This window comes from Paenibacillus sp. Y568 (genome assembly GCF_059445545.1).
Genome location: NZ_JCAIUM010000008.1, coordinates 1 through 23,519, shown reverse-complemented (window position 1 = coordinate 23,519; position 23,519 = coordinate 1). Strand labels below are relative to the sequence as shown.

Annotated in this window: 29 protein-coding genes; 26 read left to right on the top strand and 3 right to left on the bottom strand. The window is 35.9% G+C overall.

What is annotated here, in order from left to right; all coding sequences use genetic code 11:
• Positions 1 to 144 precede the first annotated feature (144 nt).
• Positions 145 to 1,041, top strand: coding sequence for a cation diffusion facilitator family transporter (locus AC1D7X_RS12760; RefSeq protein ID WP_495475449.1), 897 nt, complete (start codon positions 145 to 147; stop codon positions 1,039 to 1,041).
• 87 nt (positions 1,042 to 1,128) lie between these two features.
• Here the strand turns inward: AC1D7X_RS12760 and AC1D7X_RS12755 are convergent, their stop codons facing one another.
• Genes AC1D7X_RS12755 through AC1D7X_RS12745 form a run of 3 tightly spaced genes read right to left on the bottom strand, consistent with a single transcriptional unit; the run spans position 1,129 to position 3,016 of the window.
• Positions 1,129 to 1,776 carry an ABC-2 transporter permease gene (locus tag AC1D7X_RS12755; protein ID WP_495475362.1) on the bottom strand — a complete coding sequence of 216 codons (648 nt, stop codon included), beginning with the start codon at positions 1,774 to 1,776 and terminating at the stop codon, positions 1,129 to 1,131.
• Positions 1,777 to 1,781: 5 nt separating this feature from the next.
• On the bottom strand, positions 1,782 to 2,633 hold the full coding sequence (locus AC1D7X_RS12750; RefSeq protein WP_495475361.1) for an ABC transporter ATP-binding protein: 852 nt from the start codon (positions 2,631 to 2,633) through the stop codon (positions 1,782 to 1,784).
• Complete coding sequence (locus tag AC1D7X_RS12745) at positions 2,630 to 3,016, bottom strand: GntR family transcriptional regulator (protein WP_495475448.1); 387 nt, start codon at positions 3,014 to 3,016, stop codon at positions 2,630 to 2,632. Before AC1D7X_RS12745 ends, AC1D7X_RS12750 begins: the two co-directional genes overlap by 4 nt.
• Positions 3,017 to 3,272: 256 nt before the next feature.
• Between AC1D7X_RS12745 and AC1D7X_RS12740 the strand changes: the two genes are divergently transcribed.
• The 25 genes from AC1D7X_RS12740 to AC1D7X_RS12620 all read left to right on the top strand — a co-directional run bounded on the left by AC1D7X_RS12740 (position 3,273) and on the right by AC1D7X_RS12620 (position 23,333).
• Positions 3,273 to 3,848, top strand: coding sequence for a GNAT family N-acetyltransferase (locus AC1D7X_RS12740; RefSeq protein WP_495475360.1), 576 nt, complete (start codon positions 3,273 to 3,275; stop codon positions 3,846 to 3,848).
• Between the two features lie 36 nt (positions 3,849 to 3,884).
• The gene (locus AC1D7X_RS12735; protein WP_495475359.1) at positions 3,885 to 4,667 is read left to right on the top strand and encodes an MBL fold metallo-hydrolase; all 783 of its coding nucleotides are present in this window, start codon (positions 3,885 to 3,887) and stop codon (positions 4,665 to 4,667) included.
• 29 nt (positions 4,668 to 4,696) lie between these two features.
• Positions 4,697 to 5,398 (top strand): class I SAM-dependent methyltransferase, encoded by a 702-nt coding sequence (locus AC1D7X_RS12730; protein WP_495457159.1) that lies wholly within the window; start codon positions 4,697 to 4,699, stop codon positions 5,396 to 5,398.
• Between the two features lie 503 nt (positions 5,399 to 5,901).
• A complete protein-coding gene (locus tag AC1D7X_RS12725) occupies positions 5,902 to 6,549 on the top strand; it encodes a FusB/FusC family EF-G-binding protein (protein WP_495475358.1) in 648 nt (215 codons plus the stop codon).
• A 244-nt stretch (positions 6,550 to 6,793) separates the two neighbouring features.
• On the top strand, positions 6,794 to 7,210 hold the full coding sequence (locus tag AC1D7X_RS12720) for a DUF6157 family protein (protein WP_495457157.1): 417 nt from the start codon (positions 6,794 to 6,796) through the stop codon (positions 7,208 to 7,210).
• Positions 7,211 to 7,342: 132 nt separating this feature from the next.
• Entirely contained in the window at positions 7,343 to 8,032 is a 690-nt protein-coding gene (locus AC1D7X_RS12715; protein WP_495475357.1) for a hypothetical protein, read from the top strand.
• Between the two features lie 188 nt (positions 8,033 to 8,220).
• Positions 8,221 to 8,451, top strand: coding sequence for a hypothetical protein (locus tag AC1D7X_RS12710; RefSeq protein ID WP_495475356.1), 231 nt, complete (start codon positions 8,221 to 8,223; stop codon positions 8,449 to 8,451).
• A 102-nt stretch (positions 8,452 to 8,553) separates the two neighbouring features.
• The gene (locus tag AC1D7X_RS12705) at positions 8,554 to 9,144 is read left to right on the top strand and encodes a hypothetical protein (protein WP_495457155.1); all 591 of its coding nucleotides are present in this window, start codon (positions 8,554 to 8,556) and stop codon (positions 9,142 to 9,144) included.
• Positions 9,145 to 9,522: 378 nt separating this feature from the next.
• Positions 9,523 to 10,041: a DUF4085 family protein gene (locus AC1D7X_RS12700; protein WP_495457154.1), complete on the top strand. Its 519-nt coding sequence runs from the start codon at positions 9,523 to 9,525 to the stop codon at positions 10,039 to 10,041.
• A 363-nt stretch (positions 10,042 to 10,404) separates the two neighbouring features.
• Entirely contained in the window at positions 10,405 to 11,400 is a 996-nt protein-coding gene (locus tag AC1D7X_RS12695; RefSeq protein WP_495457152.1) for a phosphotransferase enzyme family protein, read from the top strand.
• Between the two features lie 252 nt (positions 11,401 to 11,652).
• Entirely contained in the window at positions 11,653 to 11,898 is a 246-nt protein-coding gene (locus AC1D7X_RS12690; protein WP_495475355.1) for a hypothetical protein, read from the top strand.
• Between the two features lie 300 nt (positions 11,899 to 12,198).
• The gene (locus AC1D7X_RS12685) at positions 12,199 to 13,080 is read left to right on the top strand and encodes a phosphotransferase (RefSeq protein ID WP_495457150.1); all 882 of its coding nucleotides are present in this window, start codon (positions 12,199 to 12,201) and stop codon (positions 13,078 to 13,080) included.
• 411 nt (positions 13,081 to 13,491) lie between these two features.
• Positions 13,492 to 14,082 carry a GNAT family N-acetyltransferase gene (locus tag AC1D7X_RS12680; RefSeq protein WP_495457149.1) on the top strand — a complete coding sequence of 197 codons (591 nt, stop codon included), beginning with the start codon at positions 13,492 to 13,494 and terminating at the stop codon, positions 14,080 to 14,082.
• 236 nt (positions 14,083 to 14,318) lie between these two features.
• A complete protein-coding gene (locus AC1D7X_RS12675; RefSeq protein ID WP_495457148.1) occupies positions 14,319 to 14,714 on the top strand; it encodes an HIT family protein in 396 nt (131 codons plus the stop codon).
• An 880-nt stretch (positions 14,715 to 15,594) separates the two neighbouring features.
• Positions 15,595 to 16,119 (top strand): GNAT family N-acetyltransferase, encoded by a 525-nt coding sequence (locus tag AC1D7X_RS12670; RefSeq protein ID WP_495475354.1) that lies wholly within the window; start codon positions 15,595 to 15,597, stop codon positions 16,117 to 16,119.
• Between the two features lie 159 nt (positions 16,120 to 16,278).
• Positions 16,279 to 16,959, top strand: coding sequence for a class I SAM-dependent methyltransferase (locus tag AC1D7X_RS12665; RefSeq protein WP_495475353.1), 681 nt, complete (start codon positions 16,279 to 16,281; stop codon positions 16,957 to 16,959).
• Between the two features lie 116 nt (positions 16,960 to 17,075).
• Entirely contained in the window at positions 17,076 to 17,732 is a 657-nt protein-coding gene (locus AC1D7X_RS12660) for a hypothetical protein (protein WP_495475352.1), read from the top strand.
• 136 nt (positions 17,733 to 17,868) lie between these two features.
• Positions 17,869 to 18,834, top strand: a complete 966-nt coding sequence (locus tag AC1D7X_RS12655; protein ID WP_495475351.1) for a phosphotransferase enzyme family protein — start codon at positions 17,869 to 17,871, stop codon at positions 18,832 to 18,834.
• Positions 18,835 to 18,898: 64 nt separating this feature from the next.
• Positions 18,899 to 19,393, top strand: coding sequence for a hypothetical protein (locus AC1D7X_RS12650; protein WP_495475350.1), 495 nt, complete (start codon positions 18,899 to 18,901; stop codon positions 19,391 to 19,393).
• 202 nt (positions 19,394 to 19,595) lie between these two features.
• Entirely contained in the window at positions 19,596 to 19,889 is a 294-nt protein-coding gene (locus AC1D7X_RS12645; protein WP_495475349.1) for a hypothetical protein, read from the top strand.
• A gap of 131 nt (positions 19,890 to 20,020) precedes the next feature.
• Positions 20,021 to 20,302 carry a hypothetical protein gene (locus tag AC1D7X_RS12640; protein ID WP_495457141.1) on the top strand — a complete coding sequence of 94 codons (282 nt, stop codon included), beginning with the start codon at positions 20,021 to 20,023 and terminating at the stop codon, positions 20,300 to 20,302.
• Positions 20,303 to 20,519: 217 nt separating this feature from the next.
• A complete protein-coding gene (locus tag AC1D7X_RS12635) occupies positions 20,520 to 21,398 on the top strand; it encodes an aminoglycoside phosphotransferase family protein (RefSeq protein WP_495457140.1) in 879 nt (292 codons plus the stop codon).
• 188 nt (positions 21,399 to 21,586) lie between these two features.
• Entirely contained in the window at positions 21,587 to 22,129 is a 543-nt protein-coding gene (locus AC1D7X_RS12630; RefSeq protein WP_495457139.1) for a hypothetical protein, read from the top strand.
• Between the two features lie 201 nt (positions 22,130 to 22,330).
• Entirely contained in the window at positions 22,331 to 22,975 is a 645-nt protein-coding gene (locus AC1D7X_RS12625; RefSeq protein WP_495457138.1) for a hypothetical protein, read from the top strand.
• A 151-nt stretch (positions 22,976 to 23,126) separates the two neighbouring features.
• Positions 23,127 to 23,333 carry a hypothetical protein gene (locus AC1D7X_RS12620; RefSeq protein ID WP_495475348.1) on the top strand — a complete coding sequence of 69 codons (207 nt, stop codon included), beginning with the start codon at positions 23,127 to 23,129 and terminating at the stop codon, positions 23,331 to 23,333.
• Positions 23,334 to 23,519: the final 186 nt, after the last annotated feature.

Sequence of the window (23,519 nt, the reverse complement as noted above, 5' to 3'; positions counted from 1 at the left end):
TTTATTATCCTACTAAGTAAATGTGGTGACGATGTGACGAATGTGTATCAATTTTCAATAAGTGATCCAAATCAGTCCTCGACCCCGTCGAGGGTTTTTGTTTCCTTAGGGCAATGTTTATGGTAGGAGGCAGAATTAATGACAATGGATAACAAAAAATCATCTTTCGCAATTTGGATCAGCTTAATAGGCAATATTGTATTGACGGGATTAAAGTTGATTGTAGGTTTTCTAGTCAACAGTCAGGTCTTGATTGCTGATGGTGTTCATAACGCGGGTGACATTGTGGCTACTTTGGCCACTTTAAGCGCCATGCATGTGTCTAAACGACCAGCAGACGAAGATCATCCATACGGACATGGCAAAGCCGAAGTCATAGGGGCAGGAATTGTGGCAGTCATTCTAATCATTGCAGCGTTGTTCATTGGGTATCACGCCGTCCTGGCATTGTTTGAACCTCCGCATGAAGCATCCATGATTGCATTAATAGCGGCCATAATATCACTCATCGTCAAACAAGCGCTTTATGTATACACCATGCGAATCGGGAAAAAGGTTAACAGTAAGGGGTTGATCGCGACTGCATACGATCATTTAGCTGATGTGTATGCCTCGGTTGCGGCTGTCATTGGTATTGCCCTGGCCATGGTCGGCGAATATTATGGCATTGAACTGTTGATGTACGGAGACCCGATAGCAGGAATTGTTGTAGCTTACTTCGTCTTAAAGCTTGCGATTCACATGGGCAGAGAGTCCGTTGATGTACTCATGGAGAAAAATTTGGAGACCGAGAAGTTGGATCAATTCGCTATGCTTATCACAACGATTCCACATGTGAAACGAATTGATCGCATTAGAGCAAGAGAGCATGGACATTATACAATCGTCGATGTTCGTGTAAGTGTACCGGGCACATTAACTGTTCAGGATGGTCATGATACTTCTCGAATCATCAAGCAAACCATAATGAAACAACATGGAGAGGTAGCAGAGGTGTTGGTTCATATTAACCCTTGGTATGAAGATGAACCTAAGAACTAGATGAGGGTGAATGTCGTTTAGAACTGGGTGATAAGGCACACTTTTAGCGGTTGCTATAGCAATCGCTAAAAGTGTGCCTTATTTTTGTTAGAGGTTCTTTTTTCCATAAATACGCATGGAGGCAATCATTGAGATGCTACCTATGACCAATGCCAATACAATAGGTAGTAAGTCTAGAATAATCTGCGGGGCAGAAAGTGTTATTTGGACGTTGAGATCGTCTTGTACATAATTGACTATAACAGGTGTAATGAAAGGTGTTATAAATACACTGAAAAAGAAAATATATTTAGCCTTCTCGAAACCAAAGCGGTATTGAACAGGGATCATGATCGAGAAAATAAGGGTTATAATCAAAAAGGATGTCCCTAAGCCGGAGAAACTTAACATGTTTAACTGCTTGGGTATAAACAAGGAAGTCACTGTATATAAGATGTAGCAGCTAACAAACATGATCAAGAGAAACAGATACTTCGATATGACTAACGCATTCCTTCTGTAGGGAGTCGCGCATAATAACGCAGAACCTTTGTATTTATACTCTAACATCGACACTGAATTGAATATCAGAAATAAGATAAATAGCGTACTTATAAAAAAAGAGAGAGCACCACCATCAATAAGGAAGCCGGTCTTCATTCTAATGAACACGGGTAGCACGATAGCAGCGACAAACATGATAATCAAATATTTTTTTACCAGAAGAAAGTCTTTCTTTACGAGATTCAACAACATCTTCATTACCTCCTAACATAGCCGAGCATAATATCTTCAATCGTCGGCTTTTCAATAAGTACATTATTCATTTCCTGCCGTATAGCTGGTTTATTATTCGTTAAACCTTCGAAACCATATTCAGTTTCGCGTAGTGTTAGAAACATTTTCCGTGTGTGTTCATTAAGATTCTTTGTGTCACCCTTAACAAAACCATGTTTATCTAACAATAGGTCTTTATCTTCGTTAAAAACAATTTTGCCTTGATCCATTAAAATCAGCACATCTGCTATTTTGTCGAGATCAGAGGTGATATGAGTTGAGAAGAACACGCTTTTTCCTTCATGTTCCATGAACTCTAACAGAATGTCCATAATCTCTCTTCTAATTAGAGGATCGAGGCCACTTGTCGGCTCATCCATAATCAACAGATCAGCATGATGAGATAACGCTAGTGCGATTGCATATTTCATTCGCATTCCCTTGGACAAGGTACTTATTTTCTGGTTAAGTTGTAGCCCGAAGCGCTCCATGTTCTTCTTGAAGATAGAATTATCCCATTGGGAATAAGCGGGTGCGATAATGCTTTTCATTTCGGCCATCGTTAAGTCCTCATAGAAGTAACCTTCGTCGAAAACAATACCGATCCGATTTTTCAATTCTCGTTCATTTTTGTCCATATCTTGGCCGAATAATTGAATATTTCCGGTATCCCTCAATATTAATCCTAGGATAGATTTGATTGTTGTGGTTTTCCCAGCTCCGTTAATCCCGATAAAACCCGTAATGCAGTTTTCTGGTAACGAGAAGCTGACATTATGTAACTCAAAGTTGCCTAGTTTTTTGTGTAGTCCATGTACATCCAAGACCGAATTCATTGATCTTCCATCTCCTCAAATAATAAGTCTATCATTTGATACAATTCGCTTTTACTAATTCCCAGGGAACATGCCGATTTCCATGCTTCGGTAAGCTTCATCTCTACCATATGCCTCTTAGATTCACGCAAAAGTTCAAGGTTACCCTGAGATACATAAGAACCCTTACCGGGTCTTGTTGTAATGAAGCCCTCTGATTCAAGCTCATCATATACCCTTCGGGTAGTCAGTACGCTCACATGTAAATCGTTGGCTAATGCTCGAATGGATGGTAAAAGCTCGCCTTCGTTTAATTCGCCTCGAAGAATGGCATCTTTAATTTGGTCTTTTACCTGCTGATATATAGGGGGGTCGGATACATTTGAAATGATTATTCTCGTGATCTTCACTCTCTTTCAACTGTGTATGTGATACATACACAGAATACACAGATGTTGAGTCGAAGTCAAGTTAAAGTTCAACATTACAAGGATCTCAATGATAGCTTATTCATAGCTATCTAATTTGTATAGAGTCGTTATGGAGAAACGAAGGAAACATCCGTGAGAGTTTTACTATAGTTATTGTTTATCAATTCAATCGCATTAAATATGCTATCATATTAATGAATTTAGCTACTTCTTTAGAAGGGGGATACCGATGAGTAACTCGCAAAATATTAGCAAGAACCTCTTTACTATAGAGTGTAATGATATACTTTTGAGGGAGTATCGGGAAGAGGATTTAGACGAACTACATAACCTTACATGGCAACCACACTTTTATGAATATTTGATTGATTGGAATGGATCCAAGGAGCAAAGAGAAGATTGGTTCAACAATTATGAAATACCTGAAAACAAACGATTTTTAAATGCTGTATCAAAAGATGGAGATATTGGAGAGCTACGTTTACGATTGGGTATGATATCCAAAGAAACTGGCGAGTTTATAGGTGTTTGTGGTACAGGGATTTTGGATAATTTTCCACCACCAAATAGAGAGATTTACTATGGGATATCGAAAGAACATACCAATAAGGGCTACACGACTCAAGCTGCAAAAGGATTAATCATGTATTTATTTGAAAATACACAGGTCAAGGAACTCATCACTATAGCTCAGATACGTAACATTCCATCGAATAGAGTGATCCAAAAATGTGGTTTTGAATTCCAAAATAATATTGAAATTGAAAATAGGAAATATAATTATTACAAACTTAGTAAGAGATAGTTGGAGAAGGAACAATCGTTTATTGGGGGATTTGAAATGATAGAAGATGCTTGGTTTACAATTCAAGAAATTGATCCAAAAACATATGCAATCAGTGAGTATGGACATTGGGAGAAAGTACATTCTTTTTTATTGATAGGTGAAGAAAAAGCGGCACTCATTGATACAGGTCTTGGGATTGACAATATTAAAAGGATAACTGATCAACTAACTGACTTGCCAATCCTAGTTATTACAACACATGTGCATGTTGATCATATAGGAAGTCACGGTGAATTTGATACCATTTTCGTTCATGAAGTTGAGGAAGATTGGTTAATCAATGGCATTAAGGGCCTGCCCATAGAACAAATTAGGAAGGATATACGTAGAGATATCACAATACCTACTCCAGAAACTTTTAATCCAGATACCTATAAGCCTTTTCAAGGGAAACCCACGGGTATATTACAAGATGGTGAAGTGATTGATCTTGGAAAAAGAAGAATAACGATCTATCATACTCCTGGACATTCTCCGGGGCATATATCCATATTTGATAATAACAACGGCTACTTATTTACAGGGGACTTACTTTATGATGAAACGCCTATTTATGCCTTTTATCCCGCTACCAATCCTGTTTACTTAGTTGATTCATTAGAGAAGATTTCCGAAATCCCGAATGTTACAAAGGTCTATGGTTCACACAATACATTAGGTCTAGCTCCAACAATTCTACATGAATTGAAGATAGCGGTAGTTGAATTGAGAGAAAAGGGACTTGTAAAACACGGAACGGGGATTCATACATTTAAAGGGTTTAGTTTACAATTTTAAAATATCTTTTTAGTCAGAGGAGTATTGATATGAACAATCCTTTTTTATCTATCGATCATCCCCAACCACTTGGAGCAGGCTCGTATGAAATGGCACTTCCATTAATAAATGCCCTGAAATTAAAAGCTGGGATGCGAGTATTAGAGATTGGTGCTGGTACGGGTCAAGTAGCTGCCATATTAGCTCGGAATTGGGGAGTATCCGTCATTACTCTAGAACCTTGGGAAAGTTTAGAGGTTATTCAAGAATTCGCGGTTCAACAAGGTGTGTCGAATGACGTTGTTGCAATGAATGTAAACGCCAAGGATATGCCTTTTCCAGACGAATCATTTGATGCTGTCTTTGGTATTGGTTCTTTTTTTATGATTGATGAAAGAGAACAAGCATGGAAAGAAATCATAAGGGTTACACGTAAAGGTGGGCATATAGGAATCGCAGAACCCATGTGTACACTAAATCCAATACCATCGGAATTGAAAAAGCATGAAATTTTTACGTCATATAAGAAATGGTTAAGATCATTGGAATGGAACTGTGACTTATATCGAAATCACGGGTTATCGATTACAGAAAAATACTATTTTCCGGAAGCTAAACAATGGATGATCGATAATTTCCGGTATTATGATGGTGAGAAAGACTTTATATTAGAGGATAACGGTCGCTGGTTGTCACTAGGACTTGTTGTTGGACAGAAAACTACAGAAGATCTTCCGGATAGACGATTTTAAAGTCTGAGACAAAAGGGTGGAATAAATGGACAATGAAAAAGAAATACAGCAGCTGAAAGAACGTTTGGTAAGTGTGGAGAATCAACTCCAACACAAATCGCAGTTTTCTAGAATTTTGAAGTTTGTAATCATCTTTATAATTGTCTTTATAGTTTTTTTGATGTTAATTGGTATTGTTCAATTTATGAGTGATTCTTCAATCTGATGATATATAATGGCATCACTTTTTTAAGGCTGATGTCAGATGGAGCTAAACCCTGGAGATATATTGCCCCTTCTGAAATTTGGTGCTATAATTTTTTGCGAATAAATATGCTCGGAGGTGGTACAGTGCTAATGCTGAATTGCCCATTAGCTAGAAGTTCCTCATGCAAAGCCTAGTTTTTAGGGCGATACTTTGCGTGAGGTGCGATGGAATGGATCGCCCAAACTTAATTTTATCGTTTCTATAAATGGGCTTTGCACCTTATCATTTTTCATTAAAAATAAGGAGCTGAAGAGCTATGATTACACCATTTATTAGAAACCATCAATATAACGTTATTAAGAAACAAACGAAATTCATTCTGCATACACTGCGAACCGTTGCGGATCGTAGAGTCTTGGAGACTGTAAGATATCGTGCTGTGATGAACATTCTTGAAGTATTTCCTTCTCTTACAGAGAATCAAAAGAAGATACTGGAGCAAATATCGACCTTCGAGTTGGAACATGAATTCCAGACATATCTTAATGAATTAGAGCTTTACCTTGATGCATATCCGTCGATAACGGAGAAACAGATTCAGAAGCTATTCCCCAAGAACAAGAAGTTGAAAATATCTGATTTGCGTGACCTCGATTTTCGTTATATGACATATTTAAGATGGGTAGATGTTGCTAGTAACAAACTATTCATTATATATCCATACGACGGACAGTTCATTGGAGTTGAGAGAAGAATTACACCGACACACAAGAAAGGGTTCTGCCTGTTCTGTAATCAGCATCATGAGCTAGCATACTTCTCTGTTAAGACCAAGACCGTGAACGGTTCACCAGATAATTATTCTATGGTTGGTCATTACGTATGTATGGAGAGTCATGATTGTAATCAAAGTATTACGGATACAGGTGCACTCGAGAAATTCATTCTGTCAGTACGCAAATAAAGCTTATAGTTAGAATAAAGGCTGCCTTCATAGGCAGTCTATTTTAAAATATAAGAATTTATAAGTATTTCTGCTTATACATAGGATTATATTTCAACGCTAAACGTTTCATCGCCGCTAAAGGACGGCGAAGCCGTTTATGCTTGCATAAAAGAGAACAGTAAACTACTTAGTTTCATTCATATAACACAATAATCCATTTGTTAGATATAAAGTTCAATAACCGATTGGAGGTACTACAAATATGAAGGATATGAATTTTTACAACACATTTATTGAAGTTGCGGATGACTGTCCGGTTAAAACAGCAGAAATTCCAAAAACAAAAAGTGGTTCAAAGTCTATTCCGGTATTACAGTTTGAATTGATTGCGAATAACCCCTACCAATACACTCAGGAGGATGTACTATTTGAAGTATTTGCACATCGTAATAATATTGTGGATGCAGAGAGAAAAGTTGAGCGCGAGAAATTATTTTCCAAAGGACAACCATGCCTTCGAACATCATCCATAGGGAAACGATACGGTTGGGGTATTCATAATGACTCACAAGGGAAAGTGGCACTTTACGCGATTGAATCAGATGAATATAAGTCTTTTATAAATGACAGTAGTATAAAACATGTGAAAGCAATGCGCTCAAGTCGAATACAACGGTAGCTTAGAACTGGGATGAACGGACACGATAACGGTTGCTACGGCAGCCTTTTTTGCTTGCAACCTTTCCCTATAATAAACGTTATATTAAAGATATTCTAAAAATAATTTGTGATATTGTGATGGAGGTAGGGCATGCGAATACTGAAAAAGTACAAAAGAATCATCTGGACCACTGCCACACTAATTCTTTCTTCTGTCGTTGTCTTCTATGCACTTGTTTATGTTAATGATAGACCAGGTGGATTATCAGACCGACGAATGAGTCATGCTATGGGACTGAGTAGTACAATTCGTATCCCACTTAGTAAAACCCCAGATGACGCTGTTCAGCAATTTAGAGGTTTATCATCGATGCGAGTCATTCACCGAGAACCTGTAGAAGGGGGCATGCTTTTATTTGTGAAACGAGGTAATGAAGAAGTGGCTAGTAATCTTCAAGTGGAGTATGCACGTAAAACGTGGCTCGGATGGAAATGGGTCTGGGGTCAGGGGTTCGCAATTGGTGAATCTTCACAAAATAAGCCTGCCTTAAATCATATGAGTATCCCTGAAATAGATAATATCTCAACTCCCTTTCCTATGGTTATTGGAGATGTTCTGGATCCAACGATTACGAATGTATCCGTTGAGATTAAAGGTGAAGGTAAATATAACGCTAAATTGACTGAAATAGATCCTGGAAAAATGATCTGGTACGTATTTCTACCCTCAACATCTGTCACGCCATTTGATATCCAGGGTTTTAATGAAAAAGGGGAACTCATAGCGTATAAAACAATAAGCGATCCAAGAGATTTTGGCTTGATAGATCTTATTGATTGAAGTAAAAGGATATTGGCATAGTCCGTAAAGTATCGGGCAATCATACTTGGACTCGTAATAGATATACATAGACATTGCAAAATGGATTAAGATAATCAACAAGGATCATATCGGATCGTACAAATGAGAAGGAAATAACCGTAACAGACCCTAGCCAAATTACAAAAATAATGGATGCTTTCTCTCAGATGAAATTAAAAGAATCAAATATATCAAATATCAATTTTAAAACGTCATACTGGATAGTCTTAAAAAGCGATGGAAATAGAAATTTTGGAATAACACTTTACGATAATAACTATATATCTATTTTTGAATACAATGCGGTTTCGCAAAAGAAAAGATTAAAATCATATAGAATAACCAATGATTTGGAACAAATGGTTATTCCAGAGCTAAATAATATACAATGGAAATAGGTTATGCGTGGTTGATAAATGAATAAATAATTTTCAACCTCACGTGTTGAAGTCGATATAATATGAATACAAGCCTATTAGAAAGTAGGGGTATAAGTGATTATGGTGAGGAGATTATTGATATTAACTATTTGTAGTTTTACACTGTTAACTGGGTGTTCTCAGCAAGATGACTCAATAAAAGGGTATGAAAGTCAGCTTGAAGAAGAAAATACAAAATTTACTGAAATATTAAATGAAAAAGAAAAAAGGATAGAAGAATTAAATCATACGATCCAGCAACTTAATATACAAATTGATGATTATAATAAGGAAAAAGAAAATTACGCTTCTATAAGTAATCTTTCAAAGGAATTTGTTAGAGCACATACAACAGGAGATAAAGACAAACTCCGCCAATTATTATCAGAAGACATCGTTCTTGAAGAAAAAGATAATAACTTATACGCTAAAATATTAAACACTAACGGTTATGAATGGCTCTTATTTAATAATGAAGAAAAGACTCAATTAGATGATTGGGTAATTCAAGGATATGAATATGATCGTAAAACGAATACATTCGATATATTTATAAGAGAATTCTATATACACTTAAATGGGGAACCCGAGATCCCTCCAACATTTCTAAATTTAACATTTATTAAGTATAACAATGAGTGGAAAATTAATAGTTTAGGATTCGATGTATAGAATTAGAAAGGTCTGCGTTGGTGCAAAATGGGAAATAAACGTTACAGTAAAATGATATTTAAAAAAGTGGATGCTAACTGCAACCAAAGTATCCATGTAATAGACATCTGGCGTTGTAAATAGAGAAACTAGTAAATTGAGGTTATCTGTTTCCAATGTTAGTAAAGTCGGTAGTAATATAGTTATGGTGGTATAACACCGTTTTCCCGCTGCTGGGCTTACGCCCCTTGATCTGCCCGAGGAATTTCGAGGAGGAAGAGGATTCACACCTGCACCGACTAACCGCGTCGCGGCCGCCCTTCGGGCTTAAGTCGGTGAGGAGTCGGGAGCACACCAACGTTAGGTGAAACTATACAAATAAATTTTTTGGAGGAAGTAATGAGGTATTTCACCAAAGAGATATATGAAGAAATGCAAGTTCGAGGAAGTCTTTGCTTTCACGAGTCAAAGGAAGAGTTAGAGGGATGGATAGAATTGTATGAAAATGAAGGGAGAGATTACTATAAAGAGTCATTACAGAACTTTGAATACATGAAGCCATTCTATCTTAAGTATCTACCTCACAACTTACTAAAATACGTAGAAAATCAAAGTTTTATGGGATGTAATATACCAGAAAAAACCATACAAAATAAAGTCGAAACTTGGAAAGCTGAATGGGATTTGAAATGGAAATCAATTGGGGAGGAATATAACCAATATTACAGTTCAATTTCAAGTAACCTCACAGAAGAAATAAAAAAGTTACATAATAGTCATCTTATATATGATGCGACGATTGTACAGTTTAGTAATGAAGAAAATGATGTTGTACTTCTAATTAAGACTGTGGAAGAAAAACTAATAAGATTAATCTTTACTGGAGTACGAAAATTTCAATACTCATTTCTCATTTAAACTTACTAATAATAGCTGTCTGTGGATGGAAGTACGATTAATTGAACAAGATTTATTTGAAGTGCAAATATTAATGAATGGGTGGTTGGAACTAGCAGAACTAGAAATCACATTCAGTGATCTGAAAATAATAGAATCGAGAGGCTCATTGTAGCAATAACGAAGAAGTGTATGGCATCAGCTAACAATATGTTACGGAAGCCGCCTCGGTCTCGGAAGAGAAGTCGAGGAAGCAGTTGCCGGACACATCCACACTACCTAACCGCATCGCGGCCGGTCCTACGGACCTTAAGGTGGTGGGACGCTATGATAACACGGAAACGTTAAGTGAAATCGGCACAAAAAAAGAGGAGATCAATTCAAATGTCAAATGCTAATTATGTTGAGATCTCCAAGAAAGCTTTGAAAGAATATGACTTCAATGATTATGAGATCGAGTATATTGGTCAAAGTGGCAATGTCATATATCGTGTTAATGAAACGGATAGTGGCAAACAATTCTCTCTTAGAATTCATGAATCACTATCCCAGGGATTTGAAGAGATTTGGGGTACAAAGGAGTCTATTCATTCTGAAATGACATGGTTAGATGCTCTTTCTAAAGCAAGTGATATCGTAGTTCCAAAACCAATATATAACCAAAATAACAATCTTATTACTGAAGTCAATCATTGTGACAAGGTTATGTATTGTACTTTATTATCTTGGGTTAATGGGGAACAAAAACCATATGTTCCGACTGCTGAGGATACAGGTAAAGTTGGGACAATGATTGCAAAGCTCCATCTTGAATCTAGTAAATGGATTGTTCCAAATGGATTTTCACGACCGACTTTCGATGAACATAAACTTGATAAATCATTGGAACGAATTCAAATAGCCATTGAGAATGGTACTATAATTAAGAGTGGAGAAACACTTATTTTAGCAGGACAAAAAGCTAAGAACATAATAATAAATCTTGAAAAAACTAATAATAATTGGGGAGTAATCCATGCTGATTTAATTCCTTCTAATTATATATTTCACAATGATATAGTTAGTCCTATTGATTTCGGTGCTTGTGGTTTCGGATTTTATTTATTCGATCTTGGGTGGACATTTTCATATATTCATCCTTCATTTAGAGAAAGTCTATTAAATTGTTATTCAAACATATTTCCATTGCCGTCAAACTATGAATCGTTACTTGAAACATTTTTTATTGCTGGTCAATTAGATACCTTAGGTTATTGGTTAGGGATGCCTGATTCTAATGAATGGTTGGAAGGTCACATAAGTAGTCTAGTAAGTAGAGAATTCAGTAGTTACTTAAACAAGGAGCCATTTCTATATACAGGCACAGCCTATTGGGAATAGATTTTTGAGGTAACCCAATGGAAGTGCCGGCATCCGATAACACAGTATTCATGTTTTGGACTGAGGTCCATAGTGCTAGAGGTATTTCGAGGAAGTGGATTCAGGCAGACACCCTGCGAGACTAAGTTTAGCGACCCGGAGCTTAAGCTCCTTAAGCCTCTCGGGTTCGTGAATACCAAACGTTATCGGATAATGGTATAAAGATGTATTGAAACACGAAAACATGAATAACAAGCGGAGGGAGTTTTTTTCTTGGGAAACAACCTGTACAAGATTTTAGGGACCATATTTATGATAGTCAGTGGGATATTATACACTGTTGAAAGAATCATTGTGAAGTTATCAGCTTCAATAGTTGCAGCAGGGTATGCTAATCAAGGAACGGGTACCGATAGAACATCTAATTATTCAGGATTTTTTGATAATTTTTTTGTTTGGTTCTTTTTTTTCTTAGGATTTCTTTTATTGGCTTATGGATTTCCAAAGAGTAACAAATAGAACTCAGGAATTATAAAGTACAAAAAAATATTACAAAGATTAATAATGCAAAATAAATAAGAAACATAAAGTGGTTTTGATGGATTGATTCAGAGAGGCTACCAACATCGGTAACCTTGCATTAACACAGTGGTCGCTACGCTTCCTTGGTCACCAGAAGGAAGATTAAATCAGGTGACACATCCAACCGACTAAGTGGCAGAGCTAACCGGACCTACGGTCCTTAAGCCGCTTGAACGTCAGGATTGCGCAAGGTAGATGAAACTAATGCAGAGATATGTAAGATAAAAGGGGAGAAATATGGAACTTGATATTATTGAAATACAGAAACTTTTTAAATCTAATAAATTGGATTATGACCTAGTAGATTATAAAATAATGTCAGGAACGACTGACGGTCGTGTTATTCAATTAATTACTACCAAAGGAAGTAAGCTTGTTTTAAAGTTTGATCATCCTAATGAAATTAAAATTGGAGCCGATTTATTGAACTCATATCAAGAATCATCGTTGCTTCCGAATATAATTTATTTAGCTCATGATTGGTCACATATTATTTATACGTTTATTGAAGGTACGACGCATTTTAATCGTGGTGATAAGAAATTATGGTTAATTAGACTAGTCGATGATCTATTAAACAAGTATAAACCATATAAGGCAGAAGGTTCGTGGGGAAGATTAGGAGATTTACGTAGTTCATGGATGGATTTTAATAAGACAAGTGTAGAAGAAGCTAAAAACAATATCGGAAATATTCTCTCGAATGAAGATTATAATTTTGCTAGATCACAAGTATTGAAATTGTATAGTGATAATTCAACTGAGAAATATTTACTACATGGTGATACAGGAGTACACAACTTTGTTTTCAATCAATCAAGGTTAATTGGAGTAATTGACCCTTCACCGATGGCGGGTCCATTAATATATGACTTTATCTATGCGTTTTGTTCATCACCTGATGACATTAATTTGGATACTTTACTCACTGCCTATAATCGTCTTAAACAAGGATTAATTGATAAAGAAAGATTAATAGATGAGGTGTCAGTACAACTCTATTGTCGAATAGGGTTAAGTATCAAACATCATACTAATGACTTGTCTCAATATTTATTAGCATGGAAACATTGGAGGGATCTTTGTAAGCAACTCGAGGAGGGCATTAGCATCGTCTAACATCATATCCACACTTCGGACCTGACTGTCCTCGTTCCCTGAGAAGCGATTAGATGAGAAGCGGATTCAGCGGACACATGCACCGATACCGGCTCCTGACGGAGCCTTAAGTCGGTGAGGCATCGTGGATACAGGAACGTTAATCACCGAACCCAGAATTTATATTTCCATACATTAAGATGGTCTCGGTTGGAAGAAGATAAACCAATGAAGTGAACCCACCAACACAGAAACCCACCTGATGAAAGCTACGGCTAGAAGAAGGTGGGTTTTCTGAACATTAGGCGTAAGTAAATGCAAAAGCTGTGTAACTATTTTCGAAACAAGAACTCAAATAAATATGGTAAAGTAGGTGATTCTCAACGATAAATTTGTTTGGCGGAGACGAATTATATTTGAGGAGCTAAAAAAATGAATATTGAGATTAAGAAATTATCACCTGAATTATTAGATGACTATTTACATTTTTTTGATACGGTATCTCACTTTACTGATAAAGAGGAAGATAAATGTTACTGTGTGTGTTGGTGCAATGTTGCCTATGAAGGGCAAGACTTTTCTACTGCGGAAAAAAGAAGGAATATAGCGATTACCTATGTCAACGAGAATAATATTCAAGGATATCTTGCTTATTATAATAACAAGGTTGTTGGCTGGTGTAATGCAAACACAAAATCGGATTGTCTTGAATGCCAGTGTGGCAAAATGTATATGAGTACAGTTAATAAGAAGGAATCTTCTCCAGATATAAAAGTTAAAGCTGTGTTCTGTTTTGTAATTGCTCCTGATATGAGAAGGAATGGCATTGCAGAATTACTCTTGAAAAGCGTCTGCGTAGATGCGGCACGAGAGGGTTTTGATTTTGTAGAAGCGTATCCTAATAGAGAATTTATGAATACGGAATATGATTATATGGGACCTGCAAAATTATATGAAAAATTAGGATTTTCTGCGTATTATGAAATTGAACCTAAACTGATTATGAGAAAAAAGTTAAAATAACATTGCAAAATGAGTGGGGTACCCAAACGGTAGTGAAATCTCCTAACCCATAATATTATGAGTGCATCTAAAAAGTGAAAAAGCTATAGTTTGTGTACCGTATATTTGCTGATTGAAATTATTGTCCTGTCTATCTGATTTAATAGATATTGAATGGCAAAACAAGCCAAAGATTAGATTAACTCGGGATAAGATCCTAGAGTTGTAGTTAAGCTTTTTGAAACTTGGAGGTTAAGATGAATACAAAAGTTAATTGTAAATGCTGTAATTACCAAGCAAATTTTCAGCATGTTTTATTTGAATATGAATCAGTTGTCTGTGTCTCTGATGATAGTAATATATTAATAGGGTCATGTTATATCATACCGAAAGTACATAAAGAGACACCATTTGATTTATCAGAAAGAGAATGGATAGACACAAAAAAATTGATTGATATAACAAAAAATTACTTAGACACAAAATATAAGCCAGATGGTTATAATCTTGGTTGGAATATAGGAGAAGTGGGCGGTCAGTATATTTTTCATTCTCATTTACATATTGTACCAAGATATAAAGATGAACCTTATGCCGGTAAGGGAATACGGCATTGGCTAATGCAAGAAGAAAATAGACGTATAAATAGTTAATACGTAGAGTATTGAAACAAAAAAACACGAGCAAAGAGATAAATATGGCACCAATAAAAGCATAAGACCATTAAACGGGGTTCGAGAAAGAGGGAATATTAGTTAATAACACGCTATTAGCCGGCTTACCGACTCTGGGTCTCTAGGAATACTTGCGGTGAAGTTGAATCAGGCGATACACCTACACTGACTAAGCGCGGTTGTGTCCGGCTAAGTCTGATGACCGGCTCTCTACGGTCACTTGAGCTACTTGAAACGTCAGGAATGCGCGAACGTTTCATGAAATAACCAGAAAGCAGGATTATATGAGAGAGAATTCGAATGAGGGTATTAATAAACTAAAGATAAAAGTTACATTACTTCTCATTGCATCAATAATAACATTATTTATTTATCTATTTTTCTATGGTGCGTATTTTGGATTTGAGTATGAGCATAGATTTAGAGAAGATTATATTGGACCTTCAGTAACTTCGAGATCTATCGGTATTTCGATGTTAGTAATCTATATATTACTTATTCTAATTAGTAGCTTCTATTACAATAGAAATATGAAAACACTATTTTATAGATCACTTAATTCAATAAAACAAGCAATAATTATTCTGATTATAGGTTTTTTAGTGAGTTTTCCAATAATGTTCCCTGCTTACTTAACATAATTATATGAATGATTGTTTTGGAGTGAATCGAAGAACATTAGCCCTTGATTCCCAAGAGGGATATCGGAGAAAGTTAATTCAGGTGATACATTCAACATCTAAGTCTGGCGACCCGTTCCCTTCGGCCACATAAGCTGCTTGAAGGTCAGTAATTCGTAGACACAAAAATGTTCGGCGATAAATTACCAGAATTAATTTGGAATGGGAGTTGGTCATAGATGATCATTAGAGAAATGAAGCTCGAAGAAGTAGAAAAAATTAAAGAAATTGATCGATCAGAAAAAGTTAATCTGATCTACAAAAATAGTAATGAGGGACTTAAAGAAATTAGAACCGATCATGAATGTCCAACATGGAATACTAGGGATTTAGATCAATTATTAAAAAGGTTTAGAATTGAAATCACAGATGGTGGAATAGCTTATGGAGCATTTGAGAATGAATGTCTTATAGGTTTTGGTATTTTAGGCCACAAATTAAGAGGGAAAAATAAAGACCGAATTCAAATAGATCTTATGTATGTGACAAGAAATTTTAGAAGGCAAGGAATAGGAAAACAATTAATGAACGAGTTAAGCAAAGAAGCAATGAATAGAGGAGCAAAATTCTTGTATATTTCTTCGACAGAGACAGAGTCGGCAGTAAACTTTTATAAACACTGCGGAAGTGAATTAACAGATGAATTAGACCAAGAATTATTTGATCTAGAGCCAAATGATATACATATGTTAAAGAGACTGTAAGCATCGTCTAAATTCATTGTCACTGTTGAAGTTTTACAGATCGAATTTCAAGGGAATACTTAACATTTCTACTTCGTCGCCACCCGGACCAAGAGGCCTTACGCAAGTTGGATCCTCGTAATGTGCGAACGTTATATAAATATTATATGGAGGGATCACATGGGAGTAGATTGGTATAATTCATTGGCTATTAGGAATGGCGGCTACAGAAGCAATGCTATTTTCAAAGTGGAAGGAATTTCAGCTGAACAGATTTTTGAACAAGAGTTAATAAGTATGTTACCTAATCTCCATTCTGTTTTAGATGCAGGTTGTGGGCACGGAGATTTCACTTTAAAGATGGCTAAACACGCCAATTCAATCATTGGATTTGATAACTCAATTGAGATGATTAAGATAGCTAGGGCGACTTTGAAAGAAACGCACATTTCTAATTTGCTGTTTATCGATACAACAACAAAGCAAGAGCTGCCCTTTTCAGATGGACAATTTAACCTGATATATAATCGTAGAGGACCGACCTCGATCATAAATCATAGTCGAATTCTTCAATCAGGGGGAACGATATTTGGAATACATTCGGGATCATTAGATACTGTTAAGGAACGATTAATGAATAATAGTTACAAGGACATAGAAATAAGAGAATACAACGATGCCAAAATCACATTTCCTAACCATAATGAATTTGCCAAGTTCATATCTGGAATACCAGGAAATCCTGATTATACAAGGCCTGAATATAAGGAAGAACTTGAAAAGAAAATCGAAGAAAATAATAATGATGGAAAACTCGAAATAAAAGAGTATAGATACATATGGAAAGCGAAAAAACCTTAATCGTATATTCAAGAAGCCAGTCACATTATCTAATATAACATTCGTCTGCGAGCCGTACAGTCCTTATACAACGTTGTCGGGAATCCTCGCAAACAATTGAAAAGAGGGTACAATCTATGAAGATCCTTATCTCTCAGCCAACCCATGAAGGAAATCTTGAACAACTTCAAACTGAAATAGCTTTAGATTATGATTTTGATACAGTGTTATTTCCTGAGGGTTACATTACAGGCAAAGATAATGTAGCTAAAGCATGTGCGTTAGCAAATAAATATAAGAAAATGATAATTACCGGGTATCTAGATAATAACAAAGATAGAGCATTGATAATTAATCAGCATGGTGAGATTATTTTAGAACGTGCAAAATCACCCATGAATGTTCGTTTATATACTCCTTCTGCAGTTGAGGTTAATGGTTCTAAGATCGGCTATTTATTATGTGTCGAATTATTGCAAGGTTTACTTGGATTAGAAGAATATGATACAAGTTTAACGTATATTGCACATCCGATAGGTGTAGGTATGTTCAGTGAAGAACAATTTGATGAGTGGATTTCTGAGGCGAAGAGAATCGCAGTTAAATATAATACGATGATACTTGGTACAAGTCATGCAGATGGTTCATATAGAAATTGCGGGATTTCAATACCAATATCTTATTGTATAGATAGGGATGGGGAGCCGGTTTTCATTTCTAAGAACGATTTAAGAACAAGGATAATTAATCTTAATACAAAGGAATATGAATTTATTGTAAGGACTCTTGTATAGATTAGCGAATCAGTCGTGGACATCTTAAAACATTGTATCTACGCTGCGTGTCTTGTGACCCTTGGTCTGCAAGATGAATTTCGGAGTAGCTTATCTCCACAAAACCACCAATAAAAAAACAAGAAGGTGTAAATAAATGGAGGAAAGTATTATAGCTGATTTAAAAGAGAGCTATGGGATCACTTTCAATCAAATTACTCCGGTAACAGGTGGAATGTTGAATCTGAAATGGAAGGTTTCTACTGAAAAAGGCGAACTATTGGTCAAACAATACAGCAATAAGCGGTTTCGCAGAGAACAAATTAAGAGAATCGAGTCCGCGCTACAACGGCAGATTATCCTTGAAAAAAACGGCGTTCCCTGTCCATTTCTCTGGCAATGCGGAGACCGTGTAATTCGTTGGTTAGATGACAAAACAGCTTATATGGTTATGGATTTTCGCACCGGAAAGACAGAAAGTCCTGACACAATCACTGTATCGCAAATGTACAGTCTCGGTAGCACCTGCGCTACAATGCACAGAGCGTTTTCACAATTGCCGACGCATTCGGTCAAGACCCTACCCGGTTTTGGTGGTTATACGATGGATTTATTATGGGAATATTTCAACTCTAGTATGATGAATTTCTCATCTGAGAATCACGTTGAGTATCGGAAAGCATTGCTTGCGCTGGAGCCGATTTTGAAGCAACTTAATAACGAATTTTTCGATAAGTTTCCAAAAGGATTTGCCCATGAGGATTTTCAACCCGGAAATATCCTATTCGATGTGAATTGCGTATCCGCGGTCATTGATTTCGACCGTAATTGCTTCAGCTATATTTGGCATGACATAGGAAGAGCAATACTTTCTTTTGCATTGGAAGGAAATATAATGAACGTCGAAAAGGTATGCGCTTTCCTAGAAGGATATTCACAGCATTCTGCGTTGACTTTATCTAATATAGCAGACGCTTTGCGGCTATCGTGGTGCATTGAAATACCTTGGTGGATACAACCGGAATTTTTTGGCGAATGTGACGAAATCCCAAAGCGTTTCAAAGATGAAATGTTATGGTTGACTGAACATTGGTTTGAAATAGATTCTTTATTATCTTCCTAATAAGACGATTGAACATCGGAATGTAACAACGTTAGATGAAATTCTACTAAGGATTGATAAACATTTGAAAGACTTAAATATCAAAGCAGGTATATATTATCTTGCTCTAGCTACAGGTTATATTAGCAGAAGTGAAGTTATAAACTGGGCTGATTTTTGCATTGAACATGTTGATGTTCCTTATGATTTTATTGAACTCTCATTATCAGGTTCCAAATCCATTGAAGATAATTTATCTTTTCTAAAGACTATTTATGGTAAAAATGAATTTGTGATCCCGATGTATATTATGCTGTGTCTGATTCGTTCGGATTTTATAAAGCAGAAGATATCTGAGGATGAATTTTTTACATATATATTTCGTTTATATACTCATGGTTGTTCGTCAGATAAAGATGTTACTGAATTTTCTTTTCTAGACCGATTAAGTGATGGATATTATCTAGCGACAGAAGGGATATACGGAAATACAGAAGATGTTGTACAGGAAGCAATTGATGATTTAAAACGATTTGAAGAATATAAAGGAAACATTGAAGGATTATTCTTGTTAGAGTAGAAATTCGTTTAATAAAGCTTCATACTGCGCCATCACCCCGCTAAGTCTGAGACCCCTTCCTATTAGGTCACTTAAACTGCTTGGACTTCAGAAATGCGCAAAGTATAGGGAATCAGCGAACATTATGAAAACCCTCTAAAGCGTTCTAAAGTAAAACAAAAGAAATAATCTTTATGTCTAACTTATTAAAGGGGGTTAAGTAATGCGTAAATTATTGCCTATGTTTATACTAATCATATTGTTATCTGGGTGTATTTTTGAACAAAAATTGACTGAAGAAACTGCTACAAATAGGGTCTTAAGAAAGGTTCCTATATGCGGTAACAACTTGGAAACATTCAACAAGGTTATTGAAAGCAAGGAAAATGATAATGGCTTTGTGATCAAAATTCAACGAGATTGTGAACCTAAAGACGGAGAGGGGCCTCAAATACGCTCGATTTATAAATACATGGTGACTTCCAATGAAGTTAAGATACTCGAAGAGAATAATTAGCTAAAGATTCAGCCCCCCTACCTACAGTCCGTGGAGAGAAGGCATGACCACTAATCGAATTAATACCATTATTTTTTGGTTGTAGCAAGGGATAAATAAATTGAATTATCAACCTTGTGGGAGGTAATGAAGTGAGATATTTGCAGTACTGTTTTTTGATAATTATTCTGATAGTTGGTTTGTGTGGATGTGATAATTCGAGGGATAAATTAATTACAGAAGATCAAGCAATTTCAATTGTAAAAGCACAACAGGAAACAAATAATGATCAAGAAGAAATTGATATTATTACAGTAGATTATGAGAATGGAGAATATAAAGTCGTGTGGGAAAGAGAATCCAACTGTGAAAATGGAATTGAGTATGTAAATGATCAGACAGGGATTACTCATGGAACTCAAAGTATATGTTAAGAAAGTAATAGGACAGGGAATTTGATAAAGTGGGGGCATCACACAACAAAGAATTCTATCGTTGAAATGTCAACTCCTCGGGCTCGAAGTGAAATATTAGAGAAATAGATTGAGGGATACATTCACATGTTAAGTCCGATTCCCCATTACATTGGTCACTTACTTAAGCTGCTGGAACGTCAGGAATGCCAAACGTATTAGAATTCCCTGCGAAAGGATGATAAACATAAAAAACTTTAAATATTTTAAATGGATAGAACAAACTGCAATTTTGAATGATATTCTGAATGAATCAAACGAAATAACAGTGAATCATTTACCACGAGGATTAGAAGCCGAAGTAATTAGAGTGAATTCTAAGTATGGAAGCGCGGTAGTCAAGATTTGGAATCAAGGATTAAGTACAGATGTTAATTATCAGTATAAATTACTCCAAGTTCTTTTCGACACCGGGGTTTCTGTATCAAAGCCGTATGGTTGGGGTTATGACGAGGATTTAAATAAAGTATTAGTTACAAGTTTTGATGGGAAATCGGTCTCTACAGTAGACGAGCAAACAATAAAAGTTATCTCGGGACTATTAGTTGAAATACATAGAACATCAATAAATCAATTGGATACATCGATGCATAGGAAATTTGATTTTATTGATTGTTTTTTTCCAGGACTAACGGAACACAAAGACATTCACAATATACTAGGGAGACTTGTAGAACAATCAAATATGCAACAAGATTGTATTATACACGGTGACTTTAATCTGGGAAACATTCTAGAAGAGCAAGGAAGATTTACAATCATTGACTGGACCAATGCACAATTAGGTGATGTCAGATATGATGTGGCATGGTCTGGTTTTTTGATGCTGATATATACAGACGAAGAATCATATCGCATTTTCATCAAGACATATATGGAAATGAACGGATTTCCAGAAGAGCAGTTGAAATTATTTGAAGCTATCGCTTGTTTGAGATGGATTTTACTTAATAGAATAGTAACATTGCCTAAGAATTATAATACATTGAGTATTATTAATAACATGTTAGAAACTAATAAACACTTAAATGAGATATCAAGAATTTATGAGAAGTGATTCAGGCAACAGATCCAACTGACCAAGTGGTAGAGCCACCCGTACCTATGGACCTTAAGCCAATTGGACATCAGACAGGGTACCAGTGGATAAATCAGCTGTTTTTTCAAAAAGAGAAGATAATGCAACTTAGTGTGTATGTTTACGTTTATTACAGAAAGAGCCTGAAACAATAAAAGAGGTGTCTAATGAAGCGAAAAATTGCTGTTATAGTTATGATAATTGCAATAATCGCAAGTATATTCTCTACTTGGTACTTCATACCTAAGCGGTACTCAGAGACAGTAAATGGTGTTTATTATCGACTAGGAACGGAAGGGATAATCGAGCGTATAAAAGTACGTCTTGATGGAAAGTTGCAAAATCATATAAATGGAAAAAGAACCTTTAAAGGTGTAATTGACTTTGAAGGAAGTAAGGTTCCTCAAATTCCTAAAGATAGAACAGAATTAGAGTTGCATTACGATGGTCATAATTTCACAACCATTTTCTCCGCTTTTCGAATCAAAGAAGATAAAGGTAGAATAGAGCCTGATATTTTCACTTACGGTTGGGTATATGTATATACTGATGATAAATTCTCTGAATTTACAATTAAAGTTACGAATGATGATGGCCAGTGGTCCCCATCAAACGGATATATGATTACAGCACCAGCGAATGACTTACAGGAAGCAATGAAAAGGTCTCAAGGGTTAATCCAAAAGTTTGAAGAAGAAAGTAGGAAATGATTGAGCTAACGGGAATAGTAGAATAATAGTGGAATAGCGGATGAGCGGCATCGATTTAATAGTAAGAATAATGAGATATACTCGGTTTGCTTACAAAATAAATAACGGAATATAAGGAGGCTCTTTTATGTGTTTTCACTGTTACAGAATGATAAGAATACGCCATCTCCTTCAACAATAAAATGATGAGGAGGAGTAAACATGAAGATTAATGATAATTATCTAAGAGAACAATTAAATCATGTATATTGGTTAAATGGTGGAGCTTGCGCTGGGAAGACCACAATGACAAAGAAACTTATAGAAGACTTTGGATTTCAAACACTAGGGGATGATGTCTTAAAATATAGACCCTTTACTAGCCCTGTTGACTATCCTGCCCTTCAAATGCCTAATCCTAATTTAGACTGGGAGAAGTGGTTTAATAAACCCGTTGATGACCATTATAAATGGCTCCTTCAGATCGTCGAAGAGATGATGGAGTTCTTTGTTATCGATTTGTTGAGAATGCCGAATAACAAACCGATTATTATTGATTTAGGCATAATGCCTGAGCATATCCTATCCTTTATTCCTAAAGAAAGAATGATGTGTCTCTATACGTCTGCTTCAGAAATCGAAAGATTATATTTTTTCAGAGAAGACCATAAGATGATTTTGGACTGTATTAACGCTTATACAACAAATCCAGAGGAAACGATAAAGCAGAGTAACAAGTCCATCATTAAGTTTTCAGATGCGATTAAAAATGCCTGCGTAAAGAATGATATCAAAACACTTGAAAGAACACCCGACATGAGTGTTGAAGAACAATTTGCATTAGTTATTGAACATTTTAGATTATGAAAAAAGAAAATCTTGAAGAAAAGGCTGCCAACATTCGGTAGCCCTTTTTAGTTAACGAATAGGATAGCACAATGAACTTGACTTCTTTACAACCTTTTCCTGTAATAAACGTTAAATTAGTATCTAGGGTGATTGGGAAGGGAGATCAATTATGAATTTTTTCATCTTTCTAGGGATGATTTTTATTTCTGTTTCTGGTCTTTGCATTAGATCATGGATGAATGGTTACCAACATAGTTCAGAGCCTAAGGAAGATCTTGAAATGATGAAGAAAGTTGCTAAATGGTCTACTTTAGCAGGAGTTGTTTCATTTGCAGTTGCTGGATTGATGTATTTTTTAAGCGAACGGGCAGGTTAGCGGCAGCGATAAGGGTATTATTGTAGCTAGAATAAAAAGTGGACACCTGTTAAGAGAAACTGGATAATTTACTTAACAAAGAAAGAGGTGTCCTTTTATGAGGGAACAACGACAACGGTTTAATGAGGAATTCAAAAAACAGACGGTGAAATTCATTCAGGAGCAGACAAAAACAGTTGCAGAGAT

Coding starts and splice junctions, on each gene's coding strand:
- AC1D7X_RS12760 (WP_495475449.1), top strand. CDS start 145: ATGGATAACAAAAAATCATCTTTCGCAATTTGGATCAGCTTAATAGGC.
- AC1D7X_RS12755 (WP_495475362.1), bottom strand. CDS start 1,776: ATGTTGTTGAATCTCGTAAAGAAAGACTTTCTTCTGGTAAAAAAATAT.
- AC1D7X_RS12750 (WP_495475361.1), bottom strand. CDS start 2,633: ATGAATTCGGTCTTGGATGTACATGGACTACACAAAAAACTAGGCAAC.
- AC1D7X_RS12740 (WP_495475360.1), top strand. CDS start 3,273: ATGAGTAACTCGCAAAATATTAGCAAGAACCTCTTTACTATAGAGTGT.
- AC1D7X_RS12735 (WP_495475359.1), top strand. CDS start 3,885: ATGATAGAAGATGCTTGGTTTACAATTCAAGAAATTGATCCAAAAACA.
- AC1D7X_RS12730 (WP_495457159.1), top strand. CDS start 4,697: ATGAACAATCCTTTTTTATCTATCGATCATCCCCAACCACTTGGAGCA.
- AC1D7X_RS12725 (WP_495475358.1), top strand. CDS start 5,902: ATGATTACACCATTTATTAGAAACCATCAATATAACGTTATTAAGAAA.
- AC1D7X_RS12720 (WP_495457157.1), top strand. CDS start 6,794: ATGAAGGATATGAATTTTTACAACACATTTATTGAAGTTGCGGATGAC.
- AC1D7X_RS12715 (WP_495475357.1), top strand. CDS start 7,343: ATGCGAATACTGAAAAAGTACAAAAGAATCATCTGGACCACTGCCACA.
- AC1D7X_RS12710 (WP_495475356.1), top strand. CDS start 8,221: ATGAAATTAAAAGAATCAAATATATCAAATATCAATTTTAAAACGTCA.
- AC1D7X_RS12705 (WP_495457155.1), top strand. CDS start 8,554: ATGGTGAGGAGATTATTGATATTAACTATTTGTAGTTTTACACTGTTA.
- AC1D7X_RS12700 (WP_495457154.1), top strand. CDS start 9,523: ATGAGGTATTTCACCAAAGAGATATATGAAGAAATGCAAGTTCGAGGA.
- AC1D7X_RS12695 (WP_495457152.1), top strand. CDS start 10,405: ATGTCAAATGCTAATTATGTTGAGATCTCCAAGAAAGCTTTGAAAGAA.
- AC1D7X_RS12685 (WP_495457150.1), top strand. CDS start 12,199: ATGGAACTTGATATTATTGAAATACAGAAACTTTTTAAATCTAATAAA.
- AC1D7X_RS12680 (WP_495457149.1), top strand. CDS start 13,492: ATGAATATTGAGATTAAGAAATTATCACCTGAATTATTAGATGACTAT.
- AC1D7X_RS12675 (WP_495457148.1), top strand. CDS start 14,319: ATGAATACAAAAGTTAATTGTAAATGCTGTAATTACCAAGCAAATTTT.
- AC1D7X_RS12670 (WP_495475354.1), top strand. CDS start 15,595: ATGATCATTAGAGAAATGAAGCTCGAAGAAGTAGAAAAAATTAAAGAA.
- AC1D7X_RS12665 (WP_495475353.1), top strand. CDS start 16,279: ATGGGAGTAGATTGGTATAATTCATTGGCTATTAGGAATGGCGGCTAC.
- AC1D7X_RS12660 (WP_495475352.1), top strand. CDS start 17,076: ATGAAGATCCTTATCTCTCAGCCAACCCATGAAGGAAATCTTGAACAA.
- AC1D7X_RS12655 (WP_495475351.1), top strand. CDS start 17,869: ATGGAGGAAAGTATTATAGCTGATTTAAAAGAGAGCTATGGGATCACT.
- AC1D7X_RS12645 (WP_495475349.1), top strand. CDS start 19,596: ATGCGTAAATTATTGCCTATGTTTATACTAATCATATTGTTATCTGGG.
- AC1D7X_RS12635 (WP_495457140.1), top strand. CDS start 20,520: ATGATAAACATAAAAAACTTTAAATATTTTAAATGGATAGAACAAACT.
- AC1D7X_RS12630 (WP_495457139.1), top strand. CDS start 21,587: ATGAAGCGAAAAATTGCTGTTATAGTTATGATAATTGCAATAATCGCA.
- AC1D7X_RS12625 (WP_495457138.1), top strand. CDS start 22,331: ATGAAGATTAATGATAATTATCTAAGAGAACAATTAAATCATGTATAT.
- AC1D7X_RS12620 (WP_495475348.1), top strand. CDS start 23,127: ATGAATTTTTTCATCTTTCTAGGGATGATTTTTATTTCTGTTTCTGGT.